The 15,577-nt window shown below is 64.7% G+C and carries 16 protein-coding genes; 12 read left to right on the top strand and 4 right to left on the bottom strand.

The genetic code is table 11. From position 1 onward, the window contains the following. Nucleotides 1-195, bottom strand: coding sequence for a twin transmembrane helix small protein (locus BRA471DRAFT_RS33265; RefSeq protein WP_035974492.1), 195 nt, complete (start codon nt 193-195; stop codon nt 1-3). A 204-nt stretch (nt 196-399) separates the two neighbouring features. Between BRA471DRAFT_RS33265 and BRA471DRAFT_RS33270 the strand changes: the two genes are divergently transcribed. Continuing rightward, nucleotides 400-1,293: a YihY/virulence factor BrkB family protein gene (locus BRA471DRAFT_RS33270; protein WP_007615318.1), complete on the top strand. Its 894-nt coding sequence runs from the start codon at nt 400-402 to the stop codon at nt 1,291-1,293. Here the strand turns inward: BRA471DRAFT_RS33270 and BRA471DRAFT_RS33275 are convergent. Both BRA471DRAFT_RS33275 and gluQRS read right to left on the bottom strand, forming a co-directional pair. Beyond that, nucleotides 1,220-2,521, bottom strand: coding sequence for an ATP-binding protein (locus BRA471DRAFT_RS33275; RefSeq protein WP_007615319.1), 1,302 nt, complete (start codon nt 2,519-2,521; stop codon nt 1,220-1,222). The genes BRA471DRAFT_RS33270 and BRA471DRAFT_RS33275 overlap by 74 nt on opposite strands. A 103-nt stretch (nt 2,522-2,624) precedes the next feature. Continuing rightward, nucleotides 2,625-3,497, bottom strand: a complete 873-nt coding sequence (gene gluQRS, locus BRA471DRAFT_RS33280) for a tRNA glutamyl-Q(34) synthetase GluQRS (protein WP_007615320.1) — start codon at nt 3,495-3,497, stop codon at nt 2,625-2,627. Between the two features lie 161 nt (nt 3,498-3,658). Between gluQRS and BRA471DRAFT_RS33285 the strand changes: the two genes are divergently transcribed. Next, the gene (locus BRA471DRAFT_RS33285; RefSeq protein ID WP_007615321.1) at nt 3,659-4,312 is read left to right on the top strand and encodes a DNA-3-methyladenine glycosylase; all 654 of its coding nucleotides are present in this window, start codon (nt 3,659-3,661) and stop codon (nt 4,310-4,312) included. Here the strand turns inward: BRA471DRAFT_RS33285 and BRA471DRAFT_RS33290 are convergent. Continuing rightward, nucleotides 4,309-5,196, bottom strand: a complete 888-nt coding sequence (locus BRA471DRAFT_RS33290) for a LysR family transcriptional regulator (RefSeq protein WP_007615322.1) — start codon at nt 5,194-5,196, stop codon at nt 4,309-4,311. The two genes, BRA471DRAFT_RS33285 and BRA471DRAFT_RS33290, sit on opposite strands and share 4 nt — an antisense overlap. Nucleotides 5,197-5,371: 175 nt before the next feature. On the opposite strand from BRA471DRAFT_RS33290, the gene BRA471DRAFT_RS33295 reads away from it, so the two are divergent. From BRA471DRAFT_RS33295 to BRA471DRAFT_RS33340, 10 genes are all read left to right on the top strand, one after another. Beyond that, on the top strand, nt 5,372-6,346 hold the full coding sequence (locus tag BRA471DRAFT_RS33295; RefSeq protein WP_007615323.1) for a nitronate monooxygenase family protein: 975 nt from the start codon (nt 5,372-5,374) through the stop codon (nt 6,344-6,346). A 34-nt stretch (nt 6,347-6,380) separates the two neighbouring features. Then, nucleotides 6,381-7,565 (top strand): ABC transporter substrate-binding protein, encoded by a 1,185-nt coding sequence (locus BRA471DRAFT_RS33300; protein ID WP_007615324.1) that lies wholly within the window; start codon nt 6,381-6,383, stop codon nt 7,563-7,565. A gap of 22 nt (nt 7,566-7,587) precedes the next feature. Further along, a complete protein-coding gene (locus tag BRA471DRAFT_RS33305; RefSeq protein WP_007615325.1) occupies nt 7,588-9,096 on the top strand; it encodes an acyl-CoA synthetase in 1,509 nt (502 codons plus the stop codon). Between the two features lie 202 nt (nt 9,097-9,298). Continuing rightward, the gene (locus tag BRA471DRAFT_RS33310) at nt 9,299-9,619 is read left to right on the top strand and encodes a PepSY domain-containing protein (RefSeq protein WP_007615326.1); all 321 of its coding nucleotides are present in this window, start codon (nt 9,299-9,301) and stop codon (nt 9,617-9,619) included. Nucleotides 9,620-9,631: 12 nt separating this feature from the next. Then, nucleotides 9,632-10,261, top strand: coding sequence for a general stress protein (locus BRA471DRAFT_RS33315; RefSeq protein WP_007615327.1), 630 nt, complete (start codon nt 9,632-9,634; stop codon nt 10,259-10,261). 249 nt (nt 10,262-10,510) lie between these two features. Beyond that, nucleotides 10,511-12,286: an NAD(P)-binding domain-containing protein gene (locus BRA471DRAFT_RS33320; RefSeq protein WP_007615328.1), complete on the top strand. Its 1,776-nt coding sequence runs from the start codon at nt 10,511-10,513 to the stop codon at nt 12,284-12,286. Between the two features lie 135 nt (nt 12,287-12,421). Then, complete coding sequence (locus BRA471DRAFT_RS33325; protein ID WP_007615329.1) at nt 12,422-13,399, top strand: peptidyl-alpha-hydroxyglycine alpha-amidating lyase family protein; 978 nt, start codon at nt 12,422-12,424, stop codon at nt 13,397-13,399. 214 nt (nt 13,400-13,613) lie between these two features. Next, complete coding sequence (locus BRA471DRAFT_RS33330; RefSeq protein WP_007597381.1) at nt 13,614-14,171, top strand: HNH endonuclease; 558 nt, start codon at nt 13,614-13,616, stop codon at nt 14,169-14,171. Between the two features lie 356 nt (nt 14,172-14,527). Next, nucleotides 14,528-14,749 carry a dodecin gene (locus BRA471DRAFT_RS33335; protein WP_007615330.1) on the top strand — a complete coding sequence of 74 codons (222 nt, stop codon included), beginning with the start codon at nt 14,528-14,530 and terminating at the stop codon, nt 14,747-14,749. Between the two features lie 160 nt (nt 14,750-14,909). Beyond that, nucleotides 14,910-15,557: an HAD family phosphatase gene (locus BRA471DRAFT_RS33340; protein WP_007615331.1), complete on the top strand. Its 648-nt coding sequence runs from the start codon at nt 14,910-14,912 to the stop codon at nt 15,555-15,557. The last annotated feature ends 20 nt before the right edge of the window (nt 15,558-15,577 follow it).

Consider the following 15,577-nt stretch of genomic DNA (forward strand, 5'->3'; position numbering starts at 1 on the left):
TTAACGCCCCATCGCCCACACGGCGACCATCGCGATGACGATCGCCACGAACTGAAGCAGCACGCGCCAGCGCATCAGCTTCTGCGAGGTGTTGGGCGAGCCGCCGCGCATCATGTTGATGAGACCGAGCAGCAGCACCAACGCCACGGCGCCGGCCGCGATCGGCAGGATGAAAGTACTCAGGAGGGATGCCATCCGAGGGTAGATAACACCCTGCGCGCCGGTCCGCCATGGCGTTCCCGATCTGGCTTTTAAGCCAATAATATCAGAAGCTAGCTGGATGAATCTGGATTTGCGCGAACTGCCCATCCTCTTCGCCTCTCCCCGCTTGCGGGAAGAGGCCGGAATGCGCTTCCCGCGTGCGGGAAGAGGGCTTGGCAACAGCTGTGCAGGTGCCGCGTGAAGGCAATCCGCACCATCTACGTCGTCGTGATGGACGCGTTCTACACGTTCCTGGCCGACGATGGCTGGGCGATCGCGAGCCACATCGCGCTGTCGACGCTGATGGCGCTGTTCCCGTTCCTGATCGTGCTGACCTCGCTCGCCGGCTTCTTCGGCTCCAAGGAACTCGCCGATCAGGCGGCCAGCCTAATGCTCCAGGTCTGGCCCAAGCAGGTCGCGGATTCGATCTCGGGGGAAGTCCACGACGTGCTGACCACGACCCGCACCGGCCTATTCACCATCGGTGCGGTGCTGTCGGTCTACTTCGCCTCCAACGGCGTCGAGGCGCTGCGGGTCGCGCTCAACCGCGCCTATGCGGTCGTGGAGATGCGGCCCTGGTACTGGCTGCGGCTGGAATCGATCGCATACACGCTGATTGCGGCCTTCACCGCGCTCGCCATGGCATTCCTGATCGTGCTCGGTCCGCTGCTCATCGAGGCGGCGCGTGCGCACATTCCTCTGTTCGTTGAATCCAACGAGAGGATCCTCACCTGGCTGCGCTACGGCATCACCGTCGCCGCGTTGGTGGTGGCGCTGATCATCCTGCATACCTGGCTGCCGGCGGGACGGCGTCGGTTCCTCCAGATCCTGCCCGGCATCGTCTTCACCATCGTGGCGTCGCTGATCTCGGGCATCGTCTTCGGCCAGTACCTCGCGCGCTTCGCCAACAATTACGTGACGATGTATGCCGGGCTCGCCTCGGTGATCATCGCGCTGGTGTTCCTGTACTTCATCGCCGCGATCTTCGTTTTCGGCGGCGAGCTCAACGCCGCGATCATCAAGTCGCGGCTTCCTCACGGCGTGTCGCTGCAAGCAGCGCAGTCGCTAGCGCCCGCGGAGACACAGGCTTGACCAGAAAGGCGTCGGCGCCGGCCTCGCGTGAGGCGACTTCGTCTTCGCCGCGACCTGACACCCCGATGATGGGGATCTGAGCCAACGGCGTCGCCATGGTGCGGATCCGCCTGATCGCCTCGACGCCATTGATGCCCGGCAGCACCATATCCATCAGCACCGCGTCGAAGGCGCCCTGCGCGAGCCGGTTCACCGCGTCCTCGCCGCGCCCGATGAACTCGGCATGATGACCGAGCTCGGTCAGGATGGTGTTGAGCACGACGCGGCCGAACGGATTGTCCTCGACGCTGAGCAAGCGCAGCGCCGGGACTGCATCCATCCCGGCTTCGCGCTTCGCCCTGCTGGACTTGCCCGATCCCGTGGCATCCACCGACACCGTCAACGTGAAGGTGGCGCCGCCGCCGGGCCGGGGGGCGACCGTGATGTCGCCGCCCATCGCGCGCGCCAGCTGCTTCACCGACGACAGGCCCAGGCCGGCGCCGCCGAAGCGCGAGGCGATGGTGACATTGGCCTGGGTAAACGGCCGGAACAGCCGCTTGATCTCGGCCATGGTGAGCCCGATCCCGCTGTCGGACACGGCGAAGGCGACGCCGATGCTGCCTTTACCCTTTGCTTTGCCTTTGCTCTTGGTCTTGTCCTTGCTCTTGACGGAACGCCAAGGCGCGACCGTGAGCGCCACGCCACCGTGCTCGGTGAATTTCACGGCATTGTCGATCAGGTTCTCAAGCGCGGCGCGCAGGCGGACGGGATCACCGACCACCAGCCCCGGCAGCTTCTCCGAGATATCGACCTTGGCCTGGAGACCCTTGGCCGCGGCGCGACCGGCCAGCGAATCGCCGGCGTTGCGGGCGAGGGTCCGCAGGTCGAACAAATCCTGCCGCAGCGTGCTTCCACCCCCGCCCCCCTTCCCGACGCCCTTGCCGGTTCTGGCGGCATCGACGAACAGGGTGGCAAGGTTCGCCAGATGCTCGGCACCGGCCTTGATCGTGTCCGCCCAGCGTCTTTCCCGCTCACCGAGATCCGAAGTCGCGAGCAGGTCGCTGATCGCGAGAATGCCGGTCAGGGGGGTGCGGACCTCATGGGCAAAGGCGGCAAGCGCGGCCTGGACGACGTCCGGCTCGACCCGCTTGGTGCTGCGCTTGCCCAACCGGGCGGTCGGCCCGGAGCGCTTCCGAGCCACTCGCTTGGACGTCCCCGTAGTGCGCGCTGCGCGCGTTTTCGCCGCCATAACTCCCCTTCGAAGTATCCCCTTCGAACCCGGGCCGTGAGGCGAGCATGGCACGGCGGAACACCCGGAGTCACGGTAGCGTTTGGCTAACCCCCAGAGAAACTTAACCTAATCCCACCAGCTGGCGGATACCGGCCGGCGTGGCGCCGGCAGCGCGCAATTCACGCAGGCCAGTCGAGCTGGTTGATTTCGACAGCTTCCGGCCGCTCTCGTCACGAAGTAACCCATGGTGGCGGTAGACGGGTTCCGGCAGGCGGAGCAGAACCTGAAGCAGACGGTGGACCGAAGTGGCGTGGAACAGGTCCTGGCCCCGCACGATCTCGCTGATGTCCTGGAGCGCATCGTCGACAACGACGGACAAATGGTAACTCGTCGGCGTCTCCTTGCGGGCCAGAATGACGTCACCCCAGGCTTCTGGCCGCGCCGGGACGACGCCACGCTCACCATCGGGCCCCTCGCCCAGTTCGTTCCAGCTCAGGCCGACGGCGCGGCGGCAGGCCGCCTCCATGTCGAGCCGAAGCGCATAAGGCGCGCCGGTGTCGATGAGGCGATCGCGCTCGTCGGCGGACAGCGATCTGGCGTCGCCGGGATAGAGCGGCGCGCCGTCGGGATCGCGCGGCCACGGCCCATCCGCTTCACGCGCCGCAACCAGCCTTGCAATCTCGGCGCGGCTTTCGAAGGCTGGATAGACCAGGCCGAGCGCCGAGAGCCTGTCCAGCGCCGCCCGATACGCGTCGAGATGCTCCGACTGCCGCCGCACCGGCGTCTCCCAGGCAATGCCGAGCCAAGCTAGGTCTTCGTCAATCGCTGCCTCATACTCCGGCCGGCAACGCGTCGCGTCGATATCCTCAATGCGGAGCAGCAACCGCCCGGCGGTCTCGCGCGCCCGGTCGGAATTCAACAGCGCTGAATAGGCGTGGCCAAGGTGCAGGTAGCCGTTCGGACTCGGGGCAAATCGGAAAACGGGTAGCGACATGCTTCGGAACTCATCATGGCCAGGCTTCACCGTCACGGTTGTCATTCCGGGGCGGTTCGCAGGACCGAACCCGGAATCTCGAGATTCCGGGCTCGCCCCGGAATGACCGAGTAAGATATTCGGTACGCGGTCAAGCCCGCGCATGACAAGTTGAGCAAGCCATGACCATCCACCTCGAAACCCAATCCGATCTCGAAGAGGCCGTCCACGTGCTGGTCAAGCGTGATCCGCGCCTGAAGCCCGTACTAGCGACGGCCGGCATGCCGGCATTGCGGCGGCGCGAGCCGGGCTTTGCCGGGCTTGCGCATATCGTCTGCGGGCAACAGCTCTCGACCGCCAGCGCCGCGGCGATCTGGGGACGACTGTCGGCTGCCTTCGATCCGTTCGACCATGACGCGGTGCGACGCGCGCGCACCGACCGGCTGGGGCGGCTCGGCCTGTCCGCCGCAAAGATCAAGACGCTGAAACATCTCGCGCGCGAGATCATGGCGGAGCGGCTGAACCTCGACGTGCTCGCCGAAGAAGACGCCGATGCCGCGCATCACACGCTGATCGCACTGCCCGGCATCGGACCGTGGACGGCGGACGTCTATCTGCTGTTCTGCCTCGGCCATGGCGACGCCTGGCCGGCCGGCGACCTCGCTGTGCAGGAGGGGATCAAGATTGGCCTCGGCTTGCAGGCGCGGCCGACGGAGAAGCAGATGGCGCCGCTCGCCGAACCCTGGCGCCCCCTGCGCGGCGCGGCGGCACATCTGTGGTGGAGCTATTATCGCGCGGTGAAAAAGCGCGAAGGCGTCATCGCCGGATCAGCTTAGCCCCGCAACCTGACGCGATCGGTCCGGGCGCAATCGGCGACGAAGTCGATGACGGCCCGCACCGCCGGCAGCTCGACGAGGTCGGGATGGGCGAGCAGCCACAGGTCCGCCACGCTGGCGAGCTTCTGCGGCGCGACACGCACGAGATCGGGATAGCTTTCCGCGACGAAGCACGACAGGGCGGAGATTCCGAGTCCGGCGCGCACCGCCGCCAGCATGTCGCCCTGGGACGAGCAACGCATCACCACCCTGGCCTGACGCGTGACGACGTCGCTCCAGCGCGCAAGCTGGACGTTGGAGGTCTGGTCGGCGAAACCGATGACGCTGTGCCCCTTCCACTCGCCGCGCCGTTCCGGCAAGGACCGCCCGCCCACGTACTCCCGCGAGGCGTAGAATCCCGTGCCGAGACGGCCGATCTTGCGGCCGACCAGATTTTCCTCGCCGCTGTCGAAGGGCCGCAGCACCACATCCGCCTCGCGCCGGCGCACGCTCGCCGGAAACGGATGGGTGATGATCTCGAGCTGGACGTGATCATGCGCGCGCAGGAAAGCAGGCAGGCGCGGCATCAGCCAGTGCGAGGCCAGCGTCGCGCCGATCGACAGCTTGACGGTACCGCGCGCCTTGTGTCCTCCGGCCGAGACTGCCGTCTCCGCCCGCAGCGCGGCCGCCGCCATCACCTCGGCGTGCTCGCGCAGTGTCCGTCCATCCGCGGTCAGCGCCAGGCCGTCGGCGGCGCGCGCCACCAGCCTGGTGCCGAGCTGGGCTTCCAGCGCCGCGATCTTGCGGCTGACAGTGGGATGGCTGCTGTGCAGCCGGCGTGCCGCGCCGGTGAAGCTGCCGGTATCGGCCACGGCGACGAAGGTCTTGCAAAGGTCCCAGTCCATGCGCGGCCTCTGTTCAAATCTGAATAGTCATCCGTTCAATATTGAACGATCGGAGGCCGCACTCCAACCCTATAATGGCGTCAAATGAAACATGGGCGGCAACTCGCCCGCGACGATCAACAGGGAAACGCCTCGTCATCCGCCTGCCGGCGGGCTGCGTTTTCGGGAGGACATCATGGCGCTGCCCGCTCTCTTGAAGGATTCGCTCGAGCTGCCCGTGGTCGGCTCGCCGCTCTTCCTCGTCTCCGGCCCCGAGCTGGTGATCGCCCAGTGCAAGGCCGGCGTGGTCGGCTCGTTTCCGGCGCTCAATGCCCGTCCGGTCGAAAAGCTCGACGAGTGGCTGAGCCGCATCGAGGACGAACTCGGCGAATACAAATCGCGCAATCCCGGCAAGAAGGTCGCGCCCTACGCCGTCAACCAGATCTGCCACGCCTCCAACGACCGGCTGATGAAGGACATGGAGACCTGTGTGAAGCACAGGGCGCCCATCATCATCACCTCGCTGCGACCGCCCGCCGAAATCGTCGAGGCCGCACATTCCTACGGCGGCCTCGTGTTCCACGACGTCATCAACGTCAAGCACGCGCGCAAGGCCGCCGAGCAAGGCGTTGACGGCCTGATCCTGGTCTGCGCCGGCGCCGGAGGACATGCAGGAACGCTCTCGCCTTTCGCGCTGGTACGTGAGGTCAAGCAATGGTTCGACGGCGCGATCCTGCTGTCGGGCGCAATCAGCGACGGCTTCGCAATCGCCTCCGCGCTGACGCTCGGCGCCGATCTCGCCTATATGGGCACGCGCTTCATCGCGACGAAGGAAGCCAATGCTGACGAAGCCTACAAGTCAGCCCTGACACAGCACGCCGCGCACGACATCGTCTACACCAACCTCTTCACCGGCGTGCACGGCAACTATCTCGGCCCATCGATCGCCGCCGCCGGCCTCGATCCGGACAACCTGCCGGCGGCCGACAAGACGAAGATGAACTTCGGCTCCGGCGGCAACATGAAGTCCAAGGCGTGGCGCGACATCTGGGGCTCGGGCCAGGGTATCGGCCAGATCGCCGACGCCCCGCCGGTCGCCGAGCTTGTCGACCGGATGAAGCGGGAATTCGACCAGGCCCGGCAGGATTTCCTGATGCGCGCCAGCGCCTGACGAGCTCGGACCAACACCAAAACGGGAGGACACCATGAAGCTGGCAGCCGCACTGATCGGCATGTCGTTGCTGACGCTCGCTGGCGGCAGCGCCCATGCCGAAGGCAGCGACGAGATTCGCATCGGGCAGACCCTGCCCTATAGCGGTCCGGCCTCTGGCTTCGGCACAATCGGACGAACGCAGGAAGCGTTCTTCGAGAAGGTCAATGCCGAAGGCGGCATCAACGGCCGCAAGATCAAGTTCATCACGCTGGACGACGCCTATTCGCCGCCGAAGACCGTCGAGCAGACCCGCAAGCTGGTGGAGCAAGAGGAGGTGCTGATGATGTTCGGCTCGCTCGGCACCGCCACCAACAGCGCCGTGCAGCGCTATCTCAACGCCAAGAAAGTGCCGCAGCTATTCGTGCTCTCCGGCGCCACCAAATGGGCCGATCCACAGAAGAACCCGTGGACGATGCCGGGCATGGCGGCCTACGAGTCCGAGGGCGTGGTCTATGCCAAATATATTTTGCAGACCAAGCCGGATGCCAAGATCGCGATCCTGTCGCAGAACGACGATTTCGGCCGCGACTATGTCGCGGGGTTCAAGCGCGCGCTCGGGACCAAGGCCGCAAGCATGATCGTGGCGGAAGCAAGCTATGAGACCAGCGCGCCGACGATCAGTTCGCAGCTCTCAACGCTGAAAGCGTCAGGCGCCAACGTGCTGTTCGGCGTCGTGCTCGGCAAGTTCACCTCGCAGATGGTCAAGGGCGTGGCCGAGATCGGCTGGAAGCCGGAGCTGTTCTTCGTGCCGACCTCGGCGTCCTCGATCTCGTTTCTGGAGCCGGCAGGGCTCGACAACGCGGTCGGCCTGATCTCGTCGAGCAACCAGAAGGACACGATGGACCCGCAATGGGCCGACGATCCCGGCGTGAAGGAATACTTCGCCTTCATGAAGCGCTACATGCCGACCGCGGACCTCTCCAACTCCAACTACGCCGCGGGCTATCACTATGCCACGCTGCTGATGACGGTGCTGAAGGCGTGCAAGGATGATATCAGCCGCGACAACATCATGCGCCAGGCGGCCTCGTTGAAGGATGTGAAGTTGCCGCTGCTGCTGCCGGGAATGGCTGTTACGACCGGCCCCGACGACTATCTGCCGTTCCAGCAGCTTCAGCTCCGGCGCTTCAACGGCAAGAGCTGGGTCGGCTTCGGCGACGTGCTGGATGATCGCTAGACGAGCGGAATGAGGAGACGCCATGATCATCAGCGGCGAACGCCAGATCAGCTATGACGACATCCGGGGCCGGATCAGGCGGGCGATGAGCGGCTTCCGCGCCCTGGGGCTTGCCGAGGCCGCGCCGGTCGCGATGATGCTGCGCAACGATTTCGCCCTGTTCGAGGTGGTTGCGGCCTCGGCCGCGCTGGGCAGTCCGGTGGTGCCCATCAACTGGCATCTGAAGGCCGAGGAGGTCCGTTACATCCTGGCTGACAGCGGGGCGAAGATCCTCGTCTGCCATGCCGATTTGCTGCCGCATATCCGCGACGGCGTACCGGCGGATGTCCTTCTCCTGGTCGTCGCGACGCCGCCCGAACTCGCAGCGACCTTCTCGATCCCTCCAGAGCTGACCGAGATCCCGGTGGGACTGACCGATTGGGACCGCTGGCGCGACGACCATCCGCAAGCGCAGGAGCCGCCGCGGCGGGCCGCAGCGATGATCTACACATCGGGCACCACGGGCATGCCGAAGGGCGTGCGGCGCATGCCGATGCAGCCCGAACAGGCGGCCGCCTCGGAACGTGTGGGCGGGATCGCCTACGGCATCAAGCCGCGGGACAACCAAATCGTGCTGATCAACGGGCCGATGTATCACTCGGCGCCGCATTCCTACGGCATGTTGGCATTTCGGAGCAGCTGCACCATCATTCTCCAGGCGCGGTTCGATGCCGAGGAACTGCTGGCTCTGATCGAGCGCCACCGCGTCACGCACATTCACATGGTACCGACCATGTTCGTCCGGCTGCTGCGGTTGCCCGAAGCGGTCAGACAACGCTACGACCTGTCGTCGCTGCGTTTCGTCGTGCACGGCGCCGCGCCCTGCCCGCCGGACGTCAAGCGCGCCATGATCGACTGGTGGGGGCCCGTCATCCACGAATATTTCGGCTCCACGGAGACCGGGATCCCGGTGTGGCACTCGGCCGAGGAAGCACTGAAGAAGCCCGGCACGGTCGGCCGCGCCATCGAAGGCGGCATCGTCAGGATCTTCCGCGACGACGGCAGCCCGTGCGGTGCCAACGAAGTCGGCGAAATCTACATGCGCCAGACGGCGGTGCCCGATTTCGACTATCACGGCAGGTCGCAGGCAAGGGCCGAGGCCGGCCGCGACGGCCTGGTCAGCGTCGGCGACGTCGGCTACCTCGACGAGGACGGCTATCTGTTCCTGTGCGACCGCAAGCGCGACATGGTGATCTCCGGGGGCGTCAACATCTATCCCGCAGAGATCGAGAACGCGCTGATCGGAATGCCCGGCGTGCGCGACTGTGCCGTGTTCGGCATCCCCGACGCGGAATTCGGCGAACGGCTGTGCGCCTTTGTCGAGCCTGAGGCGGATGCCGAGCTCTCGGCCGACGCCGTCCGATCGTTCCTGCGCGAGCGGCTTGCCAATTTCAAGGTGCCGAAGAACGTCGAATTCCGCGACGCGCTGCCGCGCGAGGCAACGGGAAAGATCTTCAAGCGCAAGCTGCGGGAGCCCTATTGGGCAGCGTGAGCCGGGAGCTCACTTTCAGCTCACGCAAGAGCCAGTCTTCTCGGGCAAAGTGCAGACTGCATAACGGGAAAGAGCGGCAATCGTTCCTGGATTCTTGAGAATTCGAGAACGCTGAATCCACGCGCTTCGATTTCCGAGCTGCCGCAACCAATTCGAATCTCGTCTGTTGTCGACCGGCACAATCACTGCCGGAGGATAAACTATGTCACGTCTAATTTCGCTCGCTGCGGCTGTCCTGCTGCTCGGATCAATGCCCGTAAGCGCACAGTCGCAAAAGGCACAAAGCGGCCCGGGCAACAACGCCGTCAACAGCTCTGATCACAACAACTCAAACGCACCCGTCGCAGGCCGCAACAGCTTCACCGAGGGACAGGCGAAGTCGAAGATCGAGGGCGCGGGCTATTCCAATGTTTCCGGACTGAAAAAGGACGATAACGGCGTCTGGCGCGGTAAGGCCGACAAGGCTGGGACCAAGGCGGACGTGAGCGTCGATTTTCAGGGCAACGTGAACCCCGCCAAGTAAGGAGGATAAAACATGACCACCACCATTTCTCGCCTTTATGACACCTATTCGGATGCGGAACGTGCGGTCAGGCGTCTGGAGGCCGCGGGCGTGCCGCACTCCGACATCAGCATCGTCGCGAACAATTCCGATAATTGGTACGGCTCCTCCACCGGCAAGGTCGACCGCGACCGCGACGGCGTCGACGATCGCGCCGAAGGTGCCGGCACGGGTGCTGGCATCGGCGCTGGAATCGGAAGCGCGGCGGGCCTGCTTGCAGGACTCGGCTTGTTGGCTATTCCCGGACTCGGGCCGGTGGTTGCTGCCGGATGGCTGGCTTCGACGGCAGTTGGTGCCGCGGCCGGCGCCGCGACAGGCGGCATCGTCGGCGCGCTGACCGAAGCCGGCGTCTCCACGGACGATGCGTCGCGCTACGCGGAAGGCGTCCGGCGCGGCGGAACGCTGGTATCGGCGCGGGTACCCGACCAGGACCGCACGCGTCTCGATGCCCTTCTGCACGAGAAGGCCGTGAACCTGCAGGAACGCAGCACCGCCTGGCAAAAGTCCGGCTGGAACGGCTTCGATGCCGCAAGCCCGCCGTTGTCGCCTGACGATGTCGGCCGCGAGCGTGAGCTGTACGGCGCCGGCACGCGGGTGAGATAGGGATGTTCCGCTCGCCCCCACGCGAGCGGCTGTGAATCCCAAACGCGAGGGAGGCTCCACCAAGGTGGAGCCTTTTTCGTGTGCCCCTCCTCGAACACCACGAGAGTGCGGAAGGTCTCTGTCAACGGGCGCATTCCGCTGAAGCAGGGGCACATGTTCTCGCTGCTCGGGTAATCGGCTTTTGACTGCCTGCGAAACGGTATAGCGTTCGACCCCAGAGGAAACGCCGCGAAGACGGCACGAGGTCGCATGCTGGACAGGACGAAGGATATTGCCGCATCCGCGCAAGCCTGGCTCGACGAATTCGAGCGCACGCTTGGCGCACCCGATGGCGCTGGGCTGGATCGTCTTTTCCTCGCCGACAGCTATTGGCGCGACGTGCTGGCACTCAGCTGGAACCTGCAAACGACCGCCGGCGGCGATTCGGTCAAGCAGGAGCTGACAACGCTCGCCGCAAAGATCGCGCCGGGCAGCTTCAAGATCGCGCCGAACCGGGCGCCACCGCGCTGGGTGACGCGTGCCGGGACCAACACTATCGAAGCCATCTTCAATTTCGAGACCGCACTGGGGCGCGGCAGCGGCATCGTCCGGCTCGTGCCCGACGCCTCCGACGGCGACCGCCTGAAAGCGTGGACGCTCCTCACCGCGCTCGACGAGCTTAAGGGCTTCGAGGAGCAGCTCGGCACCTCGCGGCCGCGCGGCCAGGCCTATTCGCGCGACTTCCGCGGACCGAACTGGCTCGACCTGCGCAACGCCTCGCGCGACTACGCCGATCGCGATCCCACCGTGCTGGTGGTCGGCGGCGGCCAGGCCGGGCTCGCGATTGCAGCGCGGCTGAAGCAGTTGAAGATCGACACCCTGATCGTCGACCGCGAGGCACGGGTCGGGGACAATTGGCGCAAGCGCTACCACGCGCTGACCCTGCACAACCAGGTGCAGGTCAATCATTTGCCCTACATGCCGTTTCCGCCGAGCTGGCCGACCTATATCCCCAAGGACAAGCTCGCCAACTGGTTCGAAGCTTACGTCGACGCGATGGAGCTGAACTTCTGGACCGGCACCGAATTCGAGGGCGGCGCCTACGACGATGCGAAGGGCCACTGGGCCGTCACGTTGCGAGGCGCGGACGGTCGCAAACGGACCATGCACCCGCGCCATGTGGTGATGGCAACGGGCGTCAGCGGCATCGCAAATGTGCCTGTCATTCCGACCCTCGACAACTTCAAGGGCACGCTGCTGCATTCGAGCCGCTACGAGGACGGCGAGAACTGGACAGGCAAGCGCGCCATCGTCATCGGCACCGGCAATAGCGGCCATGACATCGCGCAGGATCTTCACTCCAGTGGAGCCGACGTGACGCTGGTGCAGCGTTCACCTACACTCGTCACCAATATCGAGCCGTCGGCGCAACTCGCCTATGCTACCTACAATGAGGGCACGCTCGAGGACAACGATCTGATCGCGACCTCGATGCCGACGCCGCTGGCGAAAAAGACCCATGTGATGCTGACGGAGCAGTCGAAAGAACTCGACAAGGAGCTGCTCGAGGGATTGCGCAAAGTCGGCTTCAAGCTCGATTTCGGCGAGGCCGGGACTGGCTGGCAGTTCAAATATCTCACCCGCGGCGGCGGCTATTATTTCAACGTCGGCTGCTCCAACCTCGTCGTCGAGGGTGCGATCAAGCTCAGGCAGTTTTCCGACATCGAGGGCTTCGTCCCCGAGGGCGCGCGGATGAAGGACGGCACGACCGTTGCGGCCGAATTGATCGTGCTTTCGACCGGCTACAAGACGCAGGAATATCTGGTGCGGAGACTGTTCGGCGAGGGCGTCGCCGACCGGGTCGGCCCGATCTGGGGCTTTGGCGACGGCCTCGAGCTGCGCAATATGTACGTGCGCACCAGGCAGCCCGGCCTCTGGTTCATCGCCGGCAGCCTCGCGCAATGCCGGATCAACTCGAAATATCTCGCGCTCCAGATCAAGGCGATCGAAGAAGGGATCTTGGGGCGTGAGGCGGGCGCAATTTGAGCCTCCTCGTCATTGCGAGCGCAGCGAAGCAATCCAGCGTCTTTCCGGGGAGAGAGCCTGGATTGCTTCGCTGCGCTCGCAATGACAGTGTGGAGACGATCGCGCACCGCCGACACGAATAAGAGGAGAACACCCATGCCAGCCATTCTCGGCACCGGCGAGCACCGCTACCGCGTCGTTGAAAACTTCGCAAAGCTGCCGGACGGATGGCAGCTCACCGATGTCGCTTCGGTCGCGGTCGACAGCAAGGACCGCGTCTACGTCTTCAACCGCGGGGCCCATCCGATGGTCGTGCTGGACCGCGAGGGCAATTTCTTGCGCAGTTGGGGCGAAGGCCTGTTCTCGCGCGCCCACGGCTTGCACATCGACGCCGACGACAATCTCTATTGCACCGATGACGGCGACCACACCGTGCGCAAGTGCACCACCGACGGCAAGGTGCTGCTGACGATCGGCATCCCCGAAAAACCGTCGCCGTTCATGAGCGGCGATCCCTTCCACCGCTGCACCCACACCGCGCTGTCGCCGAAGGGCGAAATCTACGTCTCCGACGGCTATGGCAATGCGCGCGTGCACAAATTCACACCCGATGGCAAGCTGATGACAAGCTGGGGCGAGCCCGGCACCGATCCCGGCCAGTTCAACATCGTGCACAACATCGCCACCGATGCCGACGGCTTTGTCTATGTCGCCGACCGCGAGAACCATCGCGTTCAGGTGTTCGACGGCAACGGCAAGTACGAGACGCAGTGGAACAATCTGCACCGCCCCTGTGCGCTGTGCTGTTGCGGCGGCGGCAAGAGCCCGACCTTCATCATCGGGGAACTCGGCCCTGGCCTGGCCGTCAACCGCAAGGTGCCCAATCTCGGCCCGCGGCTCTCGATCGTCGACGCGAAAGGCAACCGCATCGCGCGGCTCGGCGGCGAGGCGGGCCCGGGCGTTGCGAGCGGAAAATTCCTGGCGCCGCACGGCATCGCGCTGGATTCCAGGGGCGACATCTATGTCGGCGAGGTCGGCGTCACCGACTGGAAAACCAGCTTTCCGGATGAGGAGATGCCGGCCGCGGTGCGCGCCACTCGGTGCTTGCAGAAGCTGGAGCGGGTACGGGAGTAGCTGTCTCAGCACATCCACGTCGCGCTGTCAGGACGAAGCTGCCCGCACCGCCTCGGACCTGGAAATCACGGCGTTTTGCGCGCTTTGCCACCCCTCGGCCGCATTGCTTGCGCCGGAATAAGTCGCTCGACGGGCTTCACAATCCCGTCACGCTGCATGTAGTATGTCAGTTACGTGCTGCTTCGCAGCGTACATTGGAGGCCAGGAGCGTTACTTGAACGCACATGTCTCGCAAGGCCATTGGCCGGTGTTGGTGCTGAATGCGGACTTCCGGCCGCTGAGTTACTACCCACTGTCTTTGTGGTCGTGGCAGGACGCGATCAAGGCGGTATTCCTCGACCGCGTCAACATCGTCGCGCATTACGATCAGGCGGTCCATAGTCCCACGCTGCAAATGCAGCTGCCGAGCGTCGTCTCGCTCAAATCCTTCGTCAAGCCGACCACGCACCCTGCCTTCACCCGATTCAACGTCTTCCTGCGCGATCGCTTCGCCTGCCAATATTGCGGCTCGCCCGAAGACCTCACCTTCGACCACATCATCCCGCGCAGCAAAGGCGGCCAGACCACCTGGGAGAATGTGGTCGCGGCGTGCTCGCCCTGCAATCTGCGCAAGGGCAATCTGACGCCGGTGCAGGCCAAGATGTTTCCGCGCCAGCACGCCTTCGCGCCGACCGTGCACCAGCTCCACCGTAACGGCCGGCTGTTCCCGCCAAACTATCTGCACGACAGCTGGCTGGATTATCTCTACTGGGATACGGAGCTGGATCCGTAGGGGAGCGCCGAACTGCGGCACCAATCTCGGCTCCGCGCGTCAGGCTGCGGTCCGCGGAGTTGAGCCTCTACACCCGCTGCAAGGCAAGCGTCCCCCGAGCGTGAGTGCCAGCGCCGCTCATTCGCGGGAGCCAAGCGGCTTGTCATGGATGATTGCGGCGGAGACCACACTGATCACGAGAACGATCAGCATGCCTGTCGATGCAGACGGAGCGTCTCGAACCAGGTGAGCTGGCAGATCTCAAAGCACGGAACTTGAAGCGCCGACGCCCGTTCAAAGCCGAGGCCAGACGTTTCCACAGGCGCCGATTGTCGGCGACACGCCACACTGCCACAGCACAAGAGGGGAGACTTGCGATGCCCACAGCCGAGCACGATCACGTCTACAAGATCCTGGAACTGGTCGGATCGTCCGAGACCTCGATCGAGGATGCGATCAAGAACGCGGTCAGCCGCGCCGCAAAGACCGTTCGCGAAATGAAATGGTTCGAGGTGGTGCAGACCCGGGGCCACATAGAGAACAATACCGTTCGCCATTATCAGGTGACGTTGCGCGTCGGCTTCACGCTGGAGGGGTGATACGGCTCACCAGGCGTTGCGCACGCTGCCCTGGCCGGCGCAGCTGCGGACGACGTTTGCGAGGCAGTCACGAACACGGGCCTCGCGAGTTCCGGTAATCAGGCGCTGCCCCGGATTTGTCGCCTGCGCTCCAGCGCGGTATGGCTTGGATCACGGCCGGATGTCCGGCCAATCCGAGAGTGCTGCTGTGACTGGTCAAATCAAACTCGTCCTCTTCGACATGGACAATGTCCTCTGCGAGTACGACAGGGCAAAACGTGTCGCATGGCTGGCGAAGGTTGCGGGGACCACGAGCGAATCCGTCCACAAGGCGATCTGGGACAGCGGCTTCGAGCTGCTCGGCGATTCCGGCACTCTCGACGCCGCGGACTATTTGCGGGGTTTCGGCGAGCGCATCGGCTATCCGCTGTCACTGGACGAGTGGATTGAGGCGCGACGCCGTTCAATGCAGGCCAATCGTGCGATGCTGGAGATTGCCGGCAGCTTGCGTCAAACCGTCGACATTGCCGTCCTGACCAACAACACCACGCTGGTAGCCGACCATATCGCTGCGCTGCTGCCAGAATTGCCGCCGCTGTTCGGCTCGCGAATCTACGCCTCGGCCCGGTTCAAGACGGCGAAGCCGGACCCGCGCTGCTTCCGCCTCTGTCTATCGGAGCTCGACTTCAAACCGGAGAGCGTTCTGTTCGTCGACGATCTCATGGCCAATGTCGCCGGCGCGCGAGAGGCGGGTCTGTTCGCGCATCACCATACCTCGGTTGAGGCTTTCAGGCAGGCCCTTTCGGAGCACGGCCTGCTTCACGCATGAATGCGCGCTCCGCTTTTCCC

The sequence above is a fragment of the Bradyrhizobium sp. WSM471 genome (assembly GCF_000244915.1).
In the GTDB taxonomy this organism is placed as follows: domain Bacteria; phylum Pseudomonadota; class Alphaproteobacteria; order Rhizobiales; family Xanthobacteraceae; genus Bradyrhizobium.

Coding starts and splice junctions, on each gene's coding strand:
- BRA471DRAFT_RS33265 (WP_035974492.1), bottom strand. CDS start 195: ATGGCATCCCTCCTGAGTACTTTCATCCTGCCGATCGCGGCCGGCGCC.
- BRA471DRAFT_RS33275 (WP_007615319.1), bottom strand. CDS start 2,521: ATGGCGGCGAAAACGCGCGCAGCGCGCACTACGGGGACGTCCAAGCGA.
- gluQRS (WP_007615320.1), bottom strand. CDS start 3,497: ATGTCGCTACCCGTTTTCCGATTTGCCCCGAGTCCGAACGGCTACCTG.
- BRA471DRAFT_RS33285 (WP_007615321.1), top strand. CDS start 3,659: ATGACCATCCACCTCGAAACCCAATCCGATCTCGAAGAGGCCGTCCAC.
- BRA471DRAFT_RS33290 (WP_007615322.1), bottom strand. CDS start 5,196: ATGGACTGGGACCTTTGCAAGACCTTCGTCGCCGTGGCCGATACCGGC.
- BRA471DRAFT_RS33295 (WP_007615323.1), top strand. CDS start 5,372: ATGGCGCTGCCCGCTCTCTTGAAGGATTCGCTCGAGCTGCCCGTGGTC.
- BRA471DRAFT_RS33300 (WP_007615324.1), top strand. CDS start 6,381: ATGAAGCTGGCAGCCGCACTGATCGGCATGTCGTTGCTGACGCTCGCT.
- BRA471DRAFT_RS33305 (WP_007615325.1), top strand. CDS start 7,588: ATGATCATCAGCGGCGAACGCCAGATCAGCTATGACGACATCCGGGGC.
- BRA471DRAFT_RS33310 (WP_007615326.1), top strand. CDS start 9,299: ATGTCACGTCTAATTTCGCTCGCTGCGGCTGTCCTGCTGCTCGGATCA.
- BRA471DRAFT_RS33315 (WP_007615327.1), top strand. CDS start 9,632: ATGACCACCACCATTTCTCGCCTTTATGACACCTATTCGGATGCGGAA.
- BRA471DRAFT_RS33320 (WP_007615328.1), top strand. CDS start 10,511: ATGCTGGACAGGACGAAGGATATTGCCGCATCCGCGCAAGCCTGGCTC.
- BRA471DRAFT_RS33325 (WP_007615329.1), top strand. CDS start 12,422: ATGCCAGCCATTCTCGGCACCGGCGAGCACCGCTACCGCGTCGTTGAA.
- BRA471DRAFT_RS33335 (WP_007615330.1), top strand. CDS start 14,528: ATGCCCACAGCCGAGCACGATCACGTCTACAAGATCCTGGAACTGGTC.
- BRA471DRAFT_RS33340 (WP_007615331.1), top strand. CDS start 14,910: ATGTCCGGCCAATCCGAGAGTGCTGCTGTGACTGGTCAAATCAAACTC.